The sequence below is a fragment of the Methanolobus tindarius DSM 2278 genome (genome assembly GCF_000504205.1).
Taxonomy (GTDB): Archaea; Halobacteriota; Methanosarcinia; order Methanosarcinales; family Methanosarcinaceae; genus Methanolobus; species Methanolobus tindarius.
On sequence record NZ_AZAJ01000001.1, the window covers coordinates 2732098 to 2747963 of the forward strand.

17 protein-coding genes are annotated in these 15866 nt (G+C 36.5%); 10 read left to right on the forward strand and 7 right to left on the reverse strand.

What is annotated here, in order from left to right; all coding sequences use genetic code 11:
- Window positions 1-33: 33 nt before the first annotated feature.
- Genes METTI_RS12955 through METTI_RS12965 form a run of 3 tightly spaced genes read right to left on the reverse strand, consistent with a single transcriptional unit; the run spans window position 34 to window position 2941 of the window.
- Window positions 34-498, reverse strand: coding sequence for a hypothetical protein (locus tag METTI_RS12955; protein ID WP_023846279.1), 465 nt, complete (start codon window positions 496-498; stop codon window positions 34-36).
- A 1-nt stretch (window position 499) separates the two neighbouring features.
- Window positions 500-2320 (reverse strand): AAA family ATPase, encoded by a 1821-nt coding sequence (locus METTI_RS12960; protein WP_023846280.1) that lies wholly within the window; start codon window positions 2318-2320, stop codon window positions 500-502.
- 3 nt (window positions 2321-2323) lie between these two features.
- Window positions 2324-2941 (reverse strand): hypothetical protein, encoded by a 618-nt coding sequence (locus tag METTI_RS12965; protein WP_023846281.1) that lies wholly within the window; start codon window positions 2939-2941, stop codon window positions 2324-2326.
- 312 nt (window positions 2942-3253) lie between these two features.
- Between METTI_RS12965 and METTI_RS12970 the strand changes: the two genes are divergently transcribed.
- Together METTI_RS12970 and METTI_RS12975 are read left to right on the forward strand one after the other, a co-directional pair.
- Window positions 3254-3631, forward strand: a complete 378-nt coding sequence (locus METTI_RS12970) for a caspase family protein (RefSeq protein WP_023846282.1) — start codon at window positions 3254-3256, stop codon at window positions 3629-3631.
- 39 nt (window positions 3632-3670) lie between these two features.
- The gene (locus tag METTI_RS12975) at window positions 3671-4879 is read left to right on the forward strand and encodes an ISL3 family transposase (protein ID WP_023844015.1); all 1209 of its coding nucleotides are present in this window, start codon (window positions 3671-3673) and stop codon (window positions 4877-4879) included.
- Between the two features lie 189 nt (window positions 4880-5068).
- Here the strand turns inward: METTI_RS12975 and METTI_RS12980 are convergent, their stop codons facing one another.
- The 3 genes from METTI_RS12980 to METTI_RS12990 are packed head-to-tail and all read right to left on the reverse strand — an operon-like array spanning window position 5069 to window position 7775.
- Window positions 5069-6277 carry a carbohydrate-binding domain-containing protein gene (locus tag METTI_RS12980; RefSeq protein ID WP_211232197.1) on the reverse strand — a complete coding sequence of 403 codons (1209 nt, stop codon included), beginning with the start codon at window positions 6275-6277 and terminating at the stop codon, window positions 5069-5071.
- 54 nt (window positions 6278-6331) lie between these two features.
- Entirely contained in the window at window positions 6332-7027 is a 696-nt protein-coding gene (locus tag METTI_RS12985) for a DUF4956 domain-containing protein (RefSeq protein WP_023846284.1), read from the reverse strand.
- 1 nt (window position 7028) lies between these two features.
- Complete coding sequence (locus METTI_RS12990) at window positions 7029-7775, reverse strand: polyphosphate polymerase domain-containing protein (protein WP_023846285.1); 747 nt, start codon at window positions 7773-7775, stop codon at window positions 7029-7031.
- A 530-nt stretch (window positions 7776-8305) separates the two neighbouring features.
- On the opposite strand from METTI_RS12990, the gene METTI_RS12995 reads away from it, so the two are divergent.
- Window positions 8306-8512, forward strand: coding sequence for a hypothetical protein (locus METTI_RS12995; protein ID WP_023846286.1), 207 nt, complete (start codon window positions 8306-8308; stop codon window positions 8510-8512).
- Here the strand turns inward: METTI_RS12995 and METTI_RS13000 are convergent.
- Window positions 8509-9522, reverse strand: a complete 1014-nt coding sequence (locus METTI_RS13000) for a hypothetical protein (RefSeq protein ID WP_156916290.1) — start codon at window positions 9520-9522, stop codon at window positions 8509-8511. The genes METTI_RS12995 and METTI_RS13000 overlap by 4 nt on opposite strands.
- A gap of 242 nt (window positions 9523-9764) precedes the next feature.
- Between METTI_RS13000 and mbhE the strand changes: the two genes are divergently transcribed.
- Genes mbhE through mnhG form a run of 7 tightly spaced genes read left to right on the forward strand, consistent with a single transcriptional unit; the run spans window position 9765 to window position 15623 of the window.
- On the forward strand, window positions 9765-12134 hold the full coding sequence (gene mbhE / locus METTI_RS13005; protein ID WP_023846288.1) for a hydrogen gas-evolving membrane-bound hydrogenase subunit E: 2370 nt from the start codon (window positions 9765-9767) through the stop codon (window positions 12132-12134).
- The gene (locus METTI_RS13010) at window positions 12131-12547 is read left to right on the forward strand and encodes a monovalent cation/H+ antiporter subunit B (protein ID WP_023846289.1); all 417 of its coding nucleotides are present in this window, start codon (window positions 12131-12133) and stop codon (window positions 12545-12547) included. Before mbhE ends, METTI_RS13010 begins: the two co-directional genes overlap by 4 nt.
- Entirely contained in the window at window positions 12544-12972 is a 429-nt protein-coding gene (locus METTI_RS13015) for an NADH-quinone oxidoreductase subunit K (protein ID WP_023846290.1), read from the forward strand. Before METTI_RS13010 ends, METTI_RS13015 begins: the two co-directional genes overlap by 4 nt.
- Entirely contained in the window at window positions 12969-14507 is a 1539-nt protein-coding gene (locus METTI_RS13020; RefSeq protein WP_023846291.1) for an NADH-quinone oxidoreductase subunit M, read from the forward strand. The genes METTI_RS13015 and METTI_RS13020 overlap by 4 nt, the downstream gene beginning before the upstream one ends.
- Window positions 14504-14998: a Na+/H+ antiporter subunit E gene (locus METTI_RS13025; RefSeq protein ID WP_023846292.1), complete on the forward strand. Its 495-nt coding sequence runs from the start codon at window positions 14504-14506 to the stop codon at window positions 14996-14998. Before METTI_RS13020 ends, METTI_RS13025 begins: the two co-directional genes overlap by 4 nt.
- Window positions 14995-15255, forward strand: a complete 261-nt coding sequence (locus METTI_RS13030) for a cation:proton antiporter (RefSeq protein ID WP_023846293.1) — start codon at window positions 14995-14997, stop codon at window positions 15253-15255. Before METTI_RS13025 ends, METTI_RS13030 begins: the two co-directional genes overlap by 4 nt.
- Window positions 15256-15266: 11 nt before the next feature.
- Window positions 15267-15623, forward strand: coding sequence for a monovalent cation/H(+) antiporter subunit G (gene mnhG / locus METTI_RS13035; protein WP_023846294.1), 357 nt, complete (start codon window positions 15267-15269; stop codon window positions 15621-15623).
- Window positions 15624-15866: the final 243 nt, after the last annotated feature.

The following is a 15866-nucleotide window of genomic DNA, read 5'->3' on the forward strand; positions in this document are numbered from 1 at the left end:
TATTTAAATGAACAAATAGTAGCTATGTATCTATTACAGTTTCTTACCAAAAAGTTCTTTTTTTGTTTTTTGTATATTTTCTTTTTCAACGAGCTGATAACCTTTTAAATCTTTATCATTTTCTAGTGACTCGTCAATTGTCATCTTAACTATATCAAATTCAGGTTCTATTTTACGGAAATAGTTGATTAAACTTTCAATCCATAATTTCCCTTTATCTTTAATAATGTAGGTTTTTGATTTATTCTCTAATTCGTTTTCTATTTCCAGTATATCCATCATTTCAAATTTTAGATTTGCTTTTGAGATGCCAGGATCTCGAGGACCAAAACTATCCCGTTTAAAATCAAAGTTAGATCCACATTCATGGCCACTAGTTATAAGCGATTCTTTTAAATTAAAACACACTTTTTCAAATTTCAAATTTCCATCAATAGAATTCAACTTATAGAGGCAATATACTTGTAAGAAATTCTTATTGATTTTGTCGGTAGTCATACTAACTGTACCCGGTTATATCCATATTAAATGTAATTTGTGCTTTTGGTAGCTCCAACACCTGCTCATATATTTTGTCAGCTGTAAGTATTATAAATTGTGTTTCATCCTCTTCACATTTAATCTTGATTAAATTAAGAAGATTAGATAATACTTGAATTTCATCTGGAAGATCTGAATCATTTTTTAATCCTTCTGCAGGCTCATCGAGGATTACAAAATCAATACGGGATGCATTGTTTTCTTTGTCTAAATCGTTGAGGGTGAGTAAAAGAGCGATATCTAAACATTTCTTTTCAGATTCACCTATTGTTTTAGATGACGAAATATCCTCAAATTCTTCCTTTTTATCAGCTAATTTCATTTTTAAGTAAAATTTGTTGTTTTTATATATGATTGGCTGTTTTTTGTAGCCCATTAATTGTGAATAATAACTATTTAGTTTAAGCAAAAAATTATCAATGCAAGTATCAAAATATTTCTTCTCAATGTTTTTCTTTTCATCTTCTAATTGTTTTATTTCTGATATCAATGTATCAGTTTCACTTTTTTTAGCATTGATTTCCGTGTTAAATCTATGTATTTCATCGTCAATTTGCTTTAAATCATCAATCCATTTAAGGTATAATTGTTTTTTATCCTGGATATGTGCTTTAAAATCAGCATCATCATAAGATTTATATTTTTCAACTCCTCTTATTATCTCAGGGTTAAATAGCATATCTAATTCACTAGAATTCTTTTTTAGGTGCTCTATCTTTAGGTTATTATCTTTTAACTCCTTCTTAATGTCCATTAATTTAAAATCAATTAGCGGTATGTTTTGTTTTGAAATAGCAATTTTTTCCCTTATTTTATTATCCAGTTCGAAATCGTATTCATCATCACCACAATAAGGGCATTTTTTATTATAATATTTATTTTCAATTTTTGCTAAGTTAGTTCTTTTACCACATACGGGACAAATGAGGACACTTATAATTTCTTTTAACACATCTATGATTTTCTCTTCATAATATTTTTGTAATTCATTTTTTTCAATTATAAGTTTCTTTTTTTCTTGATTTAGATATGTATTTCGTTCTTGAGTTTTTACAATTGTATCCCATATTTCTCGCTGCTTTTCTTTTATTTCAAAAACATCTTTTAGACTTTCATTCTCATAAGATTCAATCATCTTTTTCAAATATGCCATTTCGTCAACTGAAGATTTAACTATAGTTTCTTGTTTCTTTTTCTCCTCTTCAAGCTCCTTTATTCGAATTTCAATATACTGTTTATTTTCTTCTTTTGATTGTATTTGCCTGTCAAGAAGATCGATATCATTCTGTTTGTTTAGTAGCCCACTATAATAACTGATTATTCTCATTATACTTTTGTCATCATTTCTTTTTAATGAAGACTCTTGATCTTGATACAACAGCTTTGTTTTAAACTCTAAAAAATCAGGACTTGGCAATTTGAATATATCACAGATTTTTTGATCAATTTTTTCAAGATCAGTCAGTGTTTCTGTTATTTTAGAAGTGCTTGTATCAATCACTTCTAATCTATGATTTGTCCCTGCTTTCCTATTTATTTTGATTTCCTGAGTACCATTAGTAATTATTATACATGTTTCTGCAATCTTGTTAATTGGCCTCCGAGATGCTTTTATCCCAAAAAGAGCGTATGCTAAAGCATCTAAGGTTGTTGATTTGCCACTTTTATGCTCCCCATAAATTAGTAAATGATTGCTCATTACTTTTGTGTGCTTAACTCCTAAATACTTATAAGAATTAAACTCTTTAATACTGAAATTCTTTATTCTGTATTTGTCCATTTCTCATTCCTCAAATACACTGGCATATTCAATAGAAATCATATTTCCAATTTCAATAAATGATTTTATTATCAATAAAATAAAAAAAATGGAAGCGATGCTACTAAACATTACATAACACAAGTTATTTTGAAGTAAACTTAATACCATAAAAAAAAAGATATTCATAAAGCCTAAAGTTAAATCATAAAAATGTGGAAGCTTATCCTTATAGAATAATTCATCTAACTTATCAATTGTTTCTTTGATACTAGATGGTAATTTATCATGATTTTTTAATGTTTCTTTGATACTAGGCGGTAAGTTATCATTACTTTTTAATGTTATTCCATTTACTTCCTTATTCTTATTTTGATAGTTTTTCTTTTTATACGTATATTCTAACATTTGTCGTCTAAATAAAAAACGAGTAATTTTTTCATAAAATTCATCTAATATTGTTTTTATAAAAAAGTCTAGCAGAAGTAAAAATCCTACTATGTATATGATATCAAAAGTTCTCAAATCTGAGATATCTAATATTTGATTTGATTTTAGTAAATTATATGCTACAATTGACTCGATGATGGCTAGTGAAAATATTGTAAATTTACCTAAAGACAAATTAAAGCTGCTTGACATTTTAACCCTGTATTATAATTAATTTTTACTCTCCCCTTATATGATTTAGAACAGTTAGAGTTTATATACTTTATTATTTTATCTGATTAAATTGCCAGTTATTTTGAGTTTTTTATGGTAGAAGGATTTAGATTATGACTGTCATTTTGTATTCTTACGTAACCTTTTGAATCTTAAAGATTCCATTGATTAGAATCAAAAAAGCTATGTTGAAGATAAAACTCATTTTATTTACGATGTCTAGAAAAAGTTATAGTCAAGTAAAACTATTTAATGAGATACAAACTGTCGAGATTGATGGAGGATTGTTTCATGTCTAAGTATGTCTCAGGTGTTTTTGCCGTTCCAAAATACGATTCACGATACATAAAAAACTTGCCATTTTGTTCTACTGATTGTCAGAAACTAAAAGCGGTATTAAAGGACAATATTGGTATTGAAGAGAACAACATGAAAGTATTTGGTGAAGAAGCAAAAGACGAAGTAAAAAAATATGATATTATAAGAGCCACTCAATTAGTTTGCGATAAAGCTCAACAAGACGACACTGTTATTTTATATTTTTCAGGACATGGGTATGCGAAAAATAATGAAGCTTATTTAATTACATTTGATACAAAAGATGATTTAATTGAGGATACTGCAGTTCCAATTTCAAGAATAAAAAAAGAAGGATCTCCTCAAGATTGAGTGGGTAATTTAATATTCTGTTCATCCAATCCATATTGGATGGACGATAAACTCTTGATTCAAATGGCTCTGGGAATAACCCCTCCATGGTATGTGAAAGACATTGATCTTAATGTTTCTAAGAAAAGAATGGATATTTATCTAGATTTTACCAAGGGAACGAAGTTCCCTTGCCCAGTTTGCAACAAACTGTGTGATCTCCATGATACCAAAGAAAAAGTATGGAGACACCTTGATTTCTTCCATCATGAAACATACATTCATGCACGAGTTCCCCGAACAAAGTGTGATGGAGATGATGTAAAACTTGTTGAAGTTCCATGGACAAGACAAAATACTGGATTTACATTATTTTTCGAAGCACTAATCGTTGCAATGTCCAAAGAAATGAGTGTTTCTTCAATTGCTGAATTGATCAATATTCATGAAAATTCTGTATGGATAATTCTAGCTCATTATGTTGAAGAAGCCAGAGCAAAGATGGATCTCTCTGAGTTAGATACTATTGGAGTAGATGAAATATCTGTCAAAAAAGGTCACAGCTATGTGACCTTGTTCTATGATCTACATCAATCAAGAGTAATTCATATTGAAAATGGAAAGAAAAGAAGTGTTTTCAAGAACTTCAGGGAAGTTCTTTCCAGAAAAATAGACCCTGATAATATCAAGTATATTTCAATGGACATGTATCCTGCTTTTAGGGGTGGAGCAAGGGAATATTTCCCAAATGCTAAGATCGTTTACGATAAGTTCCATATTGTCAAAATGATGAATGATGCAATTGATAAGGTTCGAAGAAAGGAGTATCAAACAAATAAAGATCTGGGTAAAACGAGATTCATGTGGTTGAAAAATCCTGAAAATCTATCGGATAGGGAAATAGCTAAGATTCGATCAATCAAAGATTTGGATACTAAAACAGCAAAAGCTTACAGATTTAAGCTTGGACTTCAACGTCTGTGGGATATAAAAAATATAGAGGTAGCGAGGGAATATCTTGACAAATGGCATTATTGGGGAACACATAGCAACATCAAGGAAATTATCACATTGGCCAAGATGATTAAAAGAAATTCTCATGGGATATTGGAATCAATCAAACAAGGTATCAGCAACGGTGTTGTTGAAGGATTGAACAACAAAATTAAAACTGCTTTTAAGAGATCATATGGATTGAAGACTGAGAAGTGTAGGAATACAATGATATTCTTGATGGCGGGTAAACTTCGTTTACCCACACGATGTTAAAGAGAACCAAAAATGTTATTATAGGTAAGATCAACTGATCTACCTATTATTCATTTCATTTTCAATATTTCATCTTTTTTTGGAATATGGGTTACAGCTAGCTTCATAAATTGTGAATGGCTGATATCTCTGAGGATGAGACAGAACAAGTTAAAAACAGTATAAAGTCAAACTTTATACTGCAAATCATTATCTTCGCATTCCTCCTCCAGGTCCTCCGGCCATATTTCCGCCGCCCATCATTTCTGCTCGTATCTCATATATTTGGACACCATTTACAATCACAGTTCCTCCATTTATGTAAGATTCTTTATCTACATCAATTCCGGAATTACATGTGATTGTTATATAACCATCATTAATGGTTACCGAGCCATTTGCATCAATTCCATCAGTATCTCCGCTGGCCATCTCTATATTAATAGTTCCGCCATTAATGATGATTTCAACATTATAAGCAGTGCTTTTACTGGCAGCGTTAATTCCGTCATCGGTAGCGTAAATATCAATATTACCGTCATTAATTACTATATAGGTCGCTTCAATTCCTTCAGAAGCTTTTGTAATTGTGATATTTCCGCCATCTATCTGTATAAATCCGGCAGCAGTTATTCCGTCATCAGCTGCATAGATCTCAAACGTTCCATCGTAGATGTAGATATTTCCTAAACTATCGTCATCATCATTTTCACAATGGAATGCATCTTTTGAAGAAGTAACATCAAATGTTCCATCGTAGATTAAGATTCTATCATTTGCCTCGAATGAATCCAGTTCTGAAGTAACATAATAAGTTCCTCCCGTTACCTTAAGATCATCTTTACTACTAATTCCGTTTTCAGACGAAACTATTTCTAAAGAGCCGACACCATTGAAAACCAAATCATCCTTTGAAAATATGACTGCATCGAGATTTGTCTCGCCGTCACTAACAAAAGACCCTGATGTTTCCATATAATTTACGGTATCCGTAGTAGTAATGAACACTTTGTCTGCTGACTTGACGTAAATGACTGGCATATCTTCATTAACGATATTTACACCATCTAAGACAATCTGGACTTTGCTTTCATCTTCTACATCTACATATATAGTAACTTCAGTAGCATCTCCGCTTATTACATAAACACCTTCTTCAGATATTGTAATATCAGTGTCTGACTTCGCTTCTATATATGTTGCATCTTCTAAATCTGCTTCTTGTTCTAAATCCCTGTCAGTAAATTCTGAACTTGCTACATATATGGAACTATCATCATTACTTTCTTCGGTAATTGTAGAGACAGTACTTCCTTCACCACTTAAATTGTTATTACTTTCTCCTGTAATTGTGGAGACAATACTTCCTTCTGCACTTAAAAAAATAAGTAATAAGGCTAGTAAGGCTCCTACAATCAAAATGTACTTTTTCATTTTCTTTACCTCATACTATTTTACAGGTCTCTCACAATTTCATAGGTCTGTGGTGTTGTAACCGGTTACCAGGAATACTTTCTGGTTTCCGTTCAGATTTTTTATGGATTGGATAAACTCATGCCTGTTGATTTTTTTCTTGGGTATTACGCTATAGACGAGTTCAGTCACTGTTCCTGAACGGACTGAATCTATCCCTATCAGGTCTGCTGATTGTGTGTATTTGACGAATACCTTGTCAAACAGTTCTTCGAAATCAACATCTCTGTCAAGCTGTATTTTCAATATCTGGCTCATTGCAGGTCTTGCAAACCAGTCAAATTCATACATTATGAAGATAAGACTTCCGATTACTCCGGTTGCGATGATTGCCAGCATGTAGAATCTTGTACCCATTGCCATACCTATCGCCATAGCGAAGAATATGAAACCAATGTCACGGATTTCTTTCACTGCATTTCTGAAACGTATGATGGACAGTGCACCGACAAGTGAGAACGCACGTGCGATGTTTGAGCCCACAATGAGCATGATTACGTCTACTATCAGTCCCATCATGATGAGAGTGTGGACGTAACTCTGGGTGTAAGATGTTCCTTTATGCGTTCGTTTGTACAGCCATCCGATGCCTGCCAGTAATATGAAACCTAAGACCAGGCCCACAAAAACGTCGGTGGCCGTGAAGGTTCCACTCAGGTCTTCAAAATCGAATAGACTTTCAATATCTATTGTCATTTTAGTAAACCTCTATTCTTTGGGGGAATTCGCTTGCTACATCCAGTCCTGTGCAGTACTTGCTGATTCTGATGAGTCTGTAATTGTTCTGGGCGATCAGTTCTGTAAGCCAGTAAGGAACTCTCTCATTGACTTTTATCTCAAGTATCACCCGGTCCGGGGATACTATATATCTTCCAAGTTGCTTGGAGGCCAGGTCCAGGTCATTGACTCTGTATCTAATGTTCGAGTCAAAAGTCACCCTCAGACCGTTGTCAAATTCAGTTCCCGTGTACGCATGTCTGAAATAACTTGTGATTAGTGTTGGCTGGAGATTTCTTTCCTCGATCATTCCGAGGACCTCTTCCATGACAGGTCTGTCCCTTTCATCATACTCATCAGGAAGACGATGTTCGTCACAGAGTGCCATAGCATCCCTGTAAGGTATCGCAATCCTGCGTTTCTGTATTGTTTTGTCGTAACGCTGTTTGATCTCGACGAATACTATGGAATCTTCTGTTATGCTCTCTTCAGTTTCGTATATGCGAACCCTGAGTTTTTTTCTAAATTTCAGTCCGTCAATCTTTTCCCAATAACATTGAAGATCCGGGCTGTCATAGTACAGACTTGAGATTACGTAGTCTCCTGAATTCCAGGCATACTGGTCAGGAAACATATACGCCTCGAGCTGCTGTTTGAATTCGCGTGTCTGCTCCATTGTTAGCAGATACTTCAATTCAAACCGATTGAACTTTCGTATTGGTTCCATTGCAATCCTCCTTGTGATTTTGACCGTCTTCAATAATCTCCTGATTTTTTCAAGATGATTTTTTGTGGTAGACGATATGAATTTGTGATTGTAAGAAAGATCACATGTTATCTGGTGTACGATATGTATGGTGGTACATTGTTGTTTGGTGATGATGGTGGTTGGTGTTACGCTAACATGCGATCTTACAATTCGAGAATTCTCAAATGCAAATATAAAGATACTTATAATAAAAAAGATGGAATAAAGCTTTAATTTATGATTAAAAGAGAATAAAGGTTTGAAATATGAATAAAGCTATAATGGCTGATATTTAGTTGATTAAATGTGTTATAAAGTTTTATTTTACATTATAATCCCATAAATTAAATTTTGTAGTCTGTTTAAAAACCATAATTAATTATGATACATTATAGATAATTCCGTATGGACTGCAATATTCAGATTAAATTGAAAGTAGTTTTGACAGAGTCAAATATATCATATTTTGATATCGACAATGATTTATTCCAGCATTCAGAATCTTAATTATGGGCTCAGAAGACAGCTATTTTCGGGAATGTATAAACTGTGGGTATCAGCGTGGTTTCCATGTATATTTTAAGGAAATAAAAGATGGGAAAGCAAGACTTGGACTGATATGCCCAAGTTGCGGGCAGAGTTATGACATCGGGTGGCTTACAGCCGATATTGGTGAGTTTGAGCCGAAAAAAGAAAAAGTATATGAAGACCATTAGGTCTTTTTCATATTCTCCATTTCTCTCTTTATCTTAGATGCATTCTCACTGTGTTTTTTATTAAGTTTTTCAAACTCTTCCTGACTGAGTTTATTATTTTTCCTGTCCTTCTTTATTTGTGAAAGTACAGTCATTTCTGCATCATAGAGGTCTTGCAGTTCATTAATGTCCTTTGAATTTTGTGGGGCATATTTTCTTGTATAATAAAATGCGGCTGGTGCTACAATTATAATCACGATCAGAATTGGTATTGTCAGATTAGTATCTGAGGCTGCAGTGTTTTGTACAGGTTCCTTTTCTTCCCGAAAAATTGTAAATTCATTGAATTCCGGTGTGCTCCAGGTGTATGTACTATAATTCGCTTCCATTACAGTATCATCTGCTATGAGCAAAACTCCATTCTCAGAACTAAGACTGATACCTGTGTTTTCATCATGGTATACTGTAAGAATGAGCCTGGATATTGGCTGCTCAAGTTCTCCATTTTTGTAAATGACCTTCCGGAGAACTTCATCTCCGGTATCAGGTAATACATATCTTATGCCGTAAAGGAGTGGCATTTCGCTGGAAGCTTCATTATCATCTGAATAAAAATACAGGTAATTATCATCCCTTGTAAAATTAACAGGTACAGCAGAACTAGTACTACTCATATCCACAACCTGGAATTGCATAATTTCAGCATTTTCAGGTAGCCAGAGTTTTATTTCAGTTTGATTAAAATCCTCATCTTCAATTGAATCTATAAGATACACCATTGATTCACTAACGACAATGTATCCGGTGTTCAGAAGACTTACTTCTATCAGGTGACTGTATTCGGAAACATTTCCCTGTTCAGTCATCATAGATTCAGTAGCTAATGTCTCATTACCAGAAGTAAGTGCAATGGCAGATGTGGTCATTGACATTATGAAAAGTACCAGTGCAAGACAAACTAAGAATGATGGTTTGACTTTACCTGGAAATGACCTGATATAAAAGAAATAGGAAGATGAGTTTTGTTTCATAGTATCTCCTGAGTAATTGAATAAGGAATAATAAAAATCATTATATTTCTCTATTCCTGTCATTATCATCTGATTCTTTGCAACAATATTGCCGGCAGTTGTCACTTGCATATAAATGTTATGTTGTAATAATTACTTCATTTATTTTATAATTTCAATGCTACGGCTATTACCAATAATTCTTCATAAATAATAATTCACATTAAAAAACATTATATATAGGAACTTAAATGTAAGGTGTCATGGATTCGTTTACAGCAATTACTATAGCGGTTTTTTTGCCATTTATTTTGGCCGGTATATTGCCTGCCGTTGAAAAACTTCTAAAGGAAAAAGTAGGATGGTACGCTTCCGCCACTGCATTGCTGAGTTTACTGTTGATTGCTCAGGTTGCACCGGAAATTATACACGGGGAGACTATTCAGGGAACTATCGAATGGCTTCCTTCAATGGGAGTTAATCTCTCTTTCTATGCCGATGGTCTGAGTGTCATGTTCGGTTTCATCGTATCTGGCATTGGTGTTATTATCATGTCATACTCCAATGGGTACATGTCAAAGAAAGAAGATCTTCCAAGATATTATCAGCAGCTCCTTTTCTTCATGGGATCAATGCTCGGTATGGTGTTCTCTGCTAATACTATTCAACTTTTCATATTCTGGGAACTTACCAGCATAACTTCATTCATGCTTATCGGTTACTGGCGTAACAGGCCAATGTCTGTGTACGGAGCAACCAAATCAATGCTTATCACCGCTTCAGGCGGTTTATTCATGCTTGCAGGATTCTTGGTGTTACACGCTATCACCGGAACATTTGACATTCCCACAATATTACATAATGAATCCATAAGGGAAGCCCTGCAAAGTCATAATCTTTTCATTTATGCACTTATTCTCATATTCATCGGTGCTGCTTCAAAGTCAGCACAGGGTCCGTTTTACATATGGCTCCCAAATGCAATGGAAGCACCAACTCCGGTCAGTGCATTCCTGCACTCAGCCACAATGGTAAAGGCCGGTATTTATCTCGTAGCAAGGATACACCCGATGTTCTCAGGTACGGAAGCCTGGTTCATCCTGGTAAGTGGTGTAGGAATATTCACAATGCTTCTTGCAGGTTTCCTTGCATTCAGGCAGACTGACATCAAAGGAATTCTGGCATATTCAACAATCAGTCAGCTTGCTTATCTTATGACAATGTACGGCTACACAACACACGAGGAACCAGGAATTGGTGTGGCTGCTGCAACATTCCATCTTCTCAACCACGCAACATTCAAGGCATGTCTTTTCCTTGTGGCAGGTATAGTAGCACATGAAACGGCGACAAGGGATATTACGAAAATGGGTGGTTTGCGTAAGGAAATGCCAATAACATTCATAGTGGCGACAATCGGAGCATTATCCATGGCGGGTATTCCACCTCTTAACGGTTTCCTGAGTAAGGAAATGTTCTACGAGGCATCCGTTGAAATGGGTCATCTCCTTGGCGGACCATACACAGTACTCATCCCGGCACTTGCGGTACTTGGTGGTGTATTTACATTCGCTTATTCCATCAAACTCATAGACGGTATCTTCCTTGGTAAAAGACCAGCAAAGGGGCTGCCTGAACACATACATGATCCTTCAATGATAATGCTTGCACCGGCAATTTTCCTTGCAGGCCTTATAATACTGTTCGGACTTGTACCTTCAATTCCGGTACACAATTTCATTGAACCTACAGTTTCAGGAATTACTCTTGAGGAAGCTCACCTTCATGTAAAGCTCTGGCATGGCTTCACTACATCATTGATGATGACCATAGCAACATTCATTCTGGGTATCCTTATCTACACTCAGTATGACAGGATCGCAGAATGGCAGAACAGGTTCAATGCAAGGTTCCCATGGGTAAGTGTCAATTATTACTATGATGGTGCAGTGAACAATGCAAAAAGTGTTACATCCAAATTCTCAAACAGGATGCAGCCTGGTCCGATAAAGACCTATGTTCTGGCACTTCTGCTTTTGACACTTGCAATGTTTGCAATTCCTGCAATTATGCTTGCAACAAGTCTTGTACCGCAGAACCTTAATTTCGATGTCCCGCTTTACGAAGCTCTGATATTCCTGTTCATGATAGTTGCAGCTCTTGGAGCAGCATTACTTCCAAGATACATACCTGCCATAATATCGCTTTCAGGTCTTGGCTATCTGGTTGCTTTATTGTTCATATACCTGCAGGCACCTGACCTGGCTCTAACACAGGTTCTTGTAGAAACCCTTTCAACTATTATCTTCCTGCTGGCAATTGTAAAGATTCCGCAGAAATTCAAGGAACATATCCCTTCGACAACACTTGCACGGGATCTTGTAATATCTGTGGCTGTATCAGCAATGATCTTCATTATGCTGATTAATGCAACACAGGGAATAGTTGCACCATTTGAGTCTCTCTCCTATTATTTCATAGAGAAGAGTCTTACACTTGCAGGCGGTCACAACATTGTGAACGTTATTATCGTGGACTTCAGAGGATACGATACTCTTGGTGAAATCTCTGTGCTCTGTCTTGCAGCACTTGGTGTTTATAATCTTATACACAGCAGGGGTGAGGACGAATGACAACCCTGATTACAAAAACAATAACAAAGATATGCTTACCTTTGGTTATCCTCTTCTCGATATCCCTCTTACTTGCGGGACACAACAATCCAGGGGGAGGATTCATTGGCGGTGTCATGTTCGCTTCAGTTATTGCACTGACTTACGTGGCATTCGGTCTTAAATACATAAAATCATTCTTTAACCCGGACTGGGGTAACTGGTTTGGATTTGGCTTATTGCTGGCTGCACTTACAGCTTTCTCAGCAATTGCCTTTTCACACAACTTCTTCAGGAGTGCTGTGGAATTTGTCCACCTGCCATTCTTCGGAGAAATCGAACTGGTATCAGCCGGCCTTTTTGATATAGGAGTTTATTTCGTGGTAATCGGTGGATTGCTTTCCATCTTCAAAAACGTAGGTGATGACGAATGAACAATACATTGCTCTCTCTTACAATAGCAATTCTGTTCGGTATCGGTACTTTCCTTATACTGCGCCGTGATATTGTAAGGGTTATTATCGGACTTGGTGTTCTATCACATGCAGTTAACCTTCTGATAGTTTCAGCAGGAGTTTTCTCCGGAACAAAAGTGCCAATAATTACAGATGATGGTGGACATGGTGCAACAGAAGCAACAGGAACTATCTTTACAGATTCTCTTTCACAGGGAATACTTGCACCTATTATAGAAGCAGGTCATCACGTAGATTATGTTGACCCTCTGGTACAGGCTCTTGTACTCACAGCCATTGTTATCAGTCTGGCTACAACAGCATTCATCCTGATCCTTGCATACCGCATTTACGAGGAATATGGAACAACTGACATTAAGGAACTCAGGAGGCTCTGGGGATGAACCTGTCAACTCATATTCCTATCATACTGATAGCTACTCCTATTCTTGTAGCTGCTCTTATGATACTTCTCAGAAAGCAGCCTGGCATACAGAAAGCAATAAGTGTTGCTGTTTCATTTGCAATGCTGATTCTTAGTGTAATTCTGCTCTCTCAGGTATGGTCTGGTGGAATTCAGGCTTATGAGGTAGGAGAATGGGGAAAATACGGAATCATACTGGTAGCTGACCTTCTAAGTTCAGGAATGGTCGTGCTCACATCATTCGTATCATTCCTTGCGCTGATATACTCACTTGATTACATTGAGAAAAAGTCACTGAGTGCATCATATTATCCGCTTTTCAGTTTGCTTGTGGCAGGACTGAACGGTTCATTTCTTACAGGTGATATCTTTAACCTTTTCGTATTCTTTGAGATACTACTACTCTCATCATGCGGACTTGTAATAGCAAATGAGCAGGGTGGCGTGACAAAGAGTTCCGATAAAATGGAAGCTACTTTCAAGTACCTCGTGCTCAATATGGTAAGTTCGATTGTGATGCTCATTGCAGTATCTTCACTTTACGCAACAACGGGAACACTGAACATGGCTGATATTTCAGTCAAACTCAGTGCAATGAGTGCGGCAGGAACGCTTCCATGGCATGTTTTTGCCATTGCTCTGATGTTTGTTGTGGTTTTTGGTAATAAAGCTGCAATATTCCCGCTTCACTACTGGCTTCCGGATGTTCACCCTACAGCACCATCACCAATAAGCGCAATGCTTAGTGGTGTGCTTATCAAGGTGGGAGCATACGGAATGCTCAGGGTATTCTTCCTTATATTCATTGATACTCTTGATATTTTCAAGCCTGTCATCATGTATCTTGCGCTGGCAACCATTGTTGTCGGAGCAATTTCAGCAGTGGCACAGACAGATGTAAAACGCCTGCTTGCATACTCAAGTGTAAGCCAGATAGGATATGTTTTCCTTGGTATCAGTTTTGGAAGCATTTACGGAATAACGGCAGCACTTGTCTATCTTGTAAACCATGCAATAGCAAAGTCAATGTTGTTCCTTACCTCAGGTGGAATTATTCATCACGCAGGGACCAGAGATATGAGAAAAATGGGCGGCATGGTCGATAGTGCACCGCTAATGTCACTTATGTTCCTGGTAGGGGCAATGTCAATTGCAGGAATGCCACCACTTGGAGGTTTCATTGCCAAGCTCAGTCTTTTTGATGCAGGTATTGGTGAACAGTACTATTTTGCAATAGGTATTGCACTTTTCTTTGCAATATTCACTCTCTTCTATATGTTCAGGGCAATGTTACTAATGTTCTGGGGAGAGAAAAGAGATGTTGAAAAGTATGGGGAATATTCTCATCATGGAACATCATTTCTGATGGCACTTCCAATAGTTGTGTTAGCACTGACTGTCGTAGCATTCGGAGTATATGCAGAACCATTGATAGCACTTGCAAACGCAACAGCCCATCAGATACTTGATCCGCAACCGTATATTGATGCTGTAATGACGAGGGTGGTAAGATGAAAAGATATATTGCTTACTCAGCTATACTTGCTCTTGTATGGTGTTTTGTCCACGGTACTGTAAGTGTTAACAACTTCATACTGGGACTTATTATTGCGCCATTCATTATCAGGCCGTTCAAGGTCTTGTTCCCATTTGATCAGGAATTCTCTTTCGGTAACGCAATAAAAAAGATACCTGCCCAGATAAAGTTCCTTTATGTGCTTATGGTGGAGATCATAAAGGCGAATATCATGGTTGCAAAGATAGTACTTCAGCCAAAGATTAATATTAAACCGGGTATCATCGCAGTACCAATTGATTCAAAGACAGACATTGGTATCACTGCCATTGCAAATACCATTACTCTTACACCTGGTACACTGACAATTGATGTCTCAGAGGATAAATCCATTCTTTATGTACATGCTATAGATGCAACTGATCCGGAAGGGGTAGCTAAGTCCATAAGTGAGGACCTTGAAAAATATACAATGGAGGCATTCGAATGAACCTGCTTGAATATTCACTAATCTTCATGGTAATATCCTTCATACCCTGCCTTTACAGGGTCATCAAAGGACCAACCATTCCCGACAGGGTTGTAGCCCTGGATGCAATGACAACAGTTATTGTTGTCATGCTCGGTATATACTCATATGTAAAGGAGTCTGTTTTCTTCATGGATGTGGCACTTGTACTTGCTGTAATATCCTTTGTAGGAACGGTCACCATTGCAAAATATCTCGATGAAGGGGTGGTATTTTGAGTACATTATCAATGGCTCTGAATATGCTGAGCAATGCAGTTCTTATAATAGGACTTTTCTTCGTATTCCTTGCAATGCTCGGGCTTGCAAGACTTCCTGATGTATATAACAGGTTGCATGCTACCACAAAGATTGGTACGCTGGGTGCTTTTGGCGTAATGTTAAGTATATTGCTTAAAGTAGGCTTTTCACCAATGGGTGTTAAGGCGATAACAGTAGCACTTTTCATTCTGGTAACCTCTCCGGTTGCAGCCCACATGATAAGTCGTGCAGCTCACAGGCACGGTGTTGGTCTGTGCAAGGAATCAGTTATTGATGAGTATGGAAAGGCTTGCGAGGCAGCCTGCCCGCCTCCAGAAGAAGACTAGTTATATTAATGAACAGGTAACGAAACATTAAATGAAAGAGCTGGTGCATCTTTTTTGCACTAGTACATCTTTTTTATTCTTAAAGCCATTTAATAGGATTATCTATATGATAATCTATTAGCTATCAACTTTTACCAGATACTTTCAGGTTGAATTTTAAAATCATTACAACAAGGATTATATTGAGTTCAAAGCCATAACGCTAAAGCCTAATCTGTATATACGGAATACTTCATACCAACT

Excerpts from the sequence above, each read along its gene's own strand:
- METTI_RS12955 (WP_023846279.1), bottom strand. The coding sequence starts at position 498 with ATGACTACCGACAAAATCAATAAGAATTTCTTACAAGTATATTGCCTC.
- METTI_RS12960 (WP_023846280.1), bottom strand. The coding sequence starts at position 2,320 with ATGGACAAATACAGAATAAAGAATTTCAGTATTAAAGAGTTTAATTCT.
- METTI_RS12965 (WP_023846281.1), bottom strand. The coding sequence starts at position 2,941 with ATGTCAAGCAGCTTTAATTTGTCTTTAGGTAAATTTACAATATTTTCA.
- METTI_RS12970 (WP_023846282.1), top strand. The coding sequence starts at position 3,254 with ATGTCTAAGTATGTCTCAGGTGTTTTTGCCGTTCCAAAATACGATTCA.
- METTI_RS12975 (WP_023844015.1), top strand. The coding sequence starts at position 3,671 with ATGGACGATAAACTCTTGATTCAAATGGCTCTGGGAATAACCCCTCCA.
- METTI_RS12985 (WP_023846284.1), bottom strand. The coding sequence starts at position 7,027 with ATGACAATAGATATTGAAAGTCTATTCGATTTTGAAGACCTGAGTGGA.
- METTI_RS12990 (WP_023846285.1), bottom strand. The coding sequence starts at position 7,775 with ATGGAACCAATACGAAAGTTCAATCGGTTTGAATTGAAGTATCTGCTA.
- METTI_RS12995 (WP_023846286.1), top strand. The coding sequence starts at position 8,306 with ATGGGCTCAGAAGACAGCTATTTTCGGGAATGTATAAACTGTGGGTAT.
- METTI_RS13000 (WP_156916290.1), bottom strand. The coding sequence starts at position 9,522 with ATGAAACAAAACTCATCTTCCTATTTCTTTTATATCAGGTCATTTCCA.
- mbhE (WP_023846288.1), top strand. The coding sequence starts at position 9,765 with ATGGATTCGTTTACAGCAATTACTATAGCGGTTTTTTTGCCATTTATT.
- METTI_RS13010 (WP_023846289.1), top strand. The coding sequence starts at position 12,131 with ATGACAACCCTGATTACAAAAACAATAACAAAGATATGCTTACCTTTG.
- METTI_RS13015 (WP_023846290.1), top strand. The coding sequence starts at position 12,544 with ATGAACAATACATTGCTCTCTCTTACAATAGCAATTCTGTTCGGTATC.
- METTI_RS13020 (WP_023846291.1), top strand. The coding sequence starts at position 12,969 with ATGAACCTGTCAACTCATATTCCTATCATACTGATAGCTACTCCTATT.
- METTI_RS13025 (WP_023846292.1), top strand. The coding sequence starts at position 14,504 with ATGAAAAGATATATTGCTTACTCAGCTATACTTGCTCTTGTATGGTGT.
- METTI_RS13030 (WP_023846293.1), top strand. The coding sequence starts at position 14,995 with ATGAACCTGCTTGAATATTCACTAATCTTCATGGTAATATCCTTCATA.
- mnhG (WP_023846294.1), top strand. The coding sequence starts at position 15,267 with ATGGCTCTGAATATGCTGAGCAATGCAGTTCTTATAATAGGACTTTTC.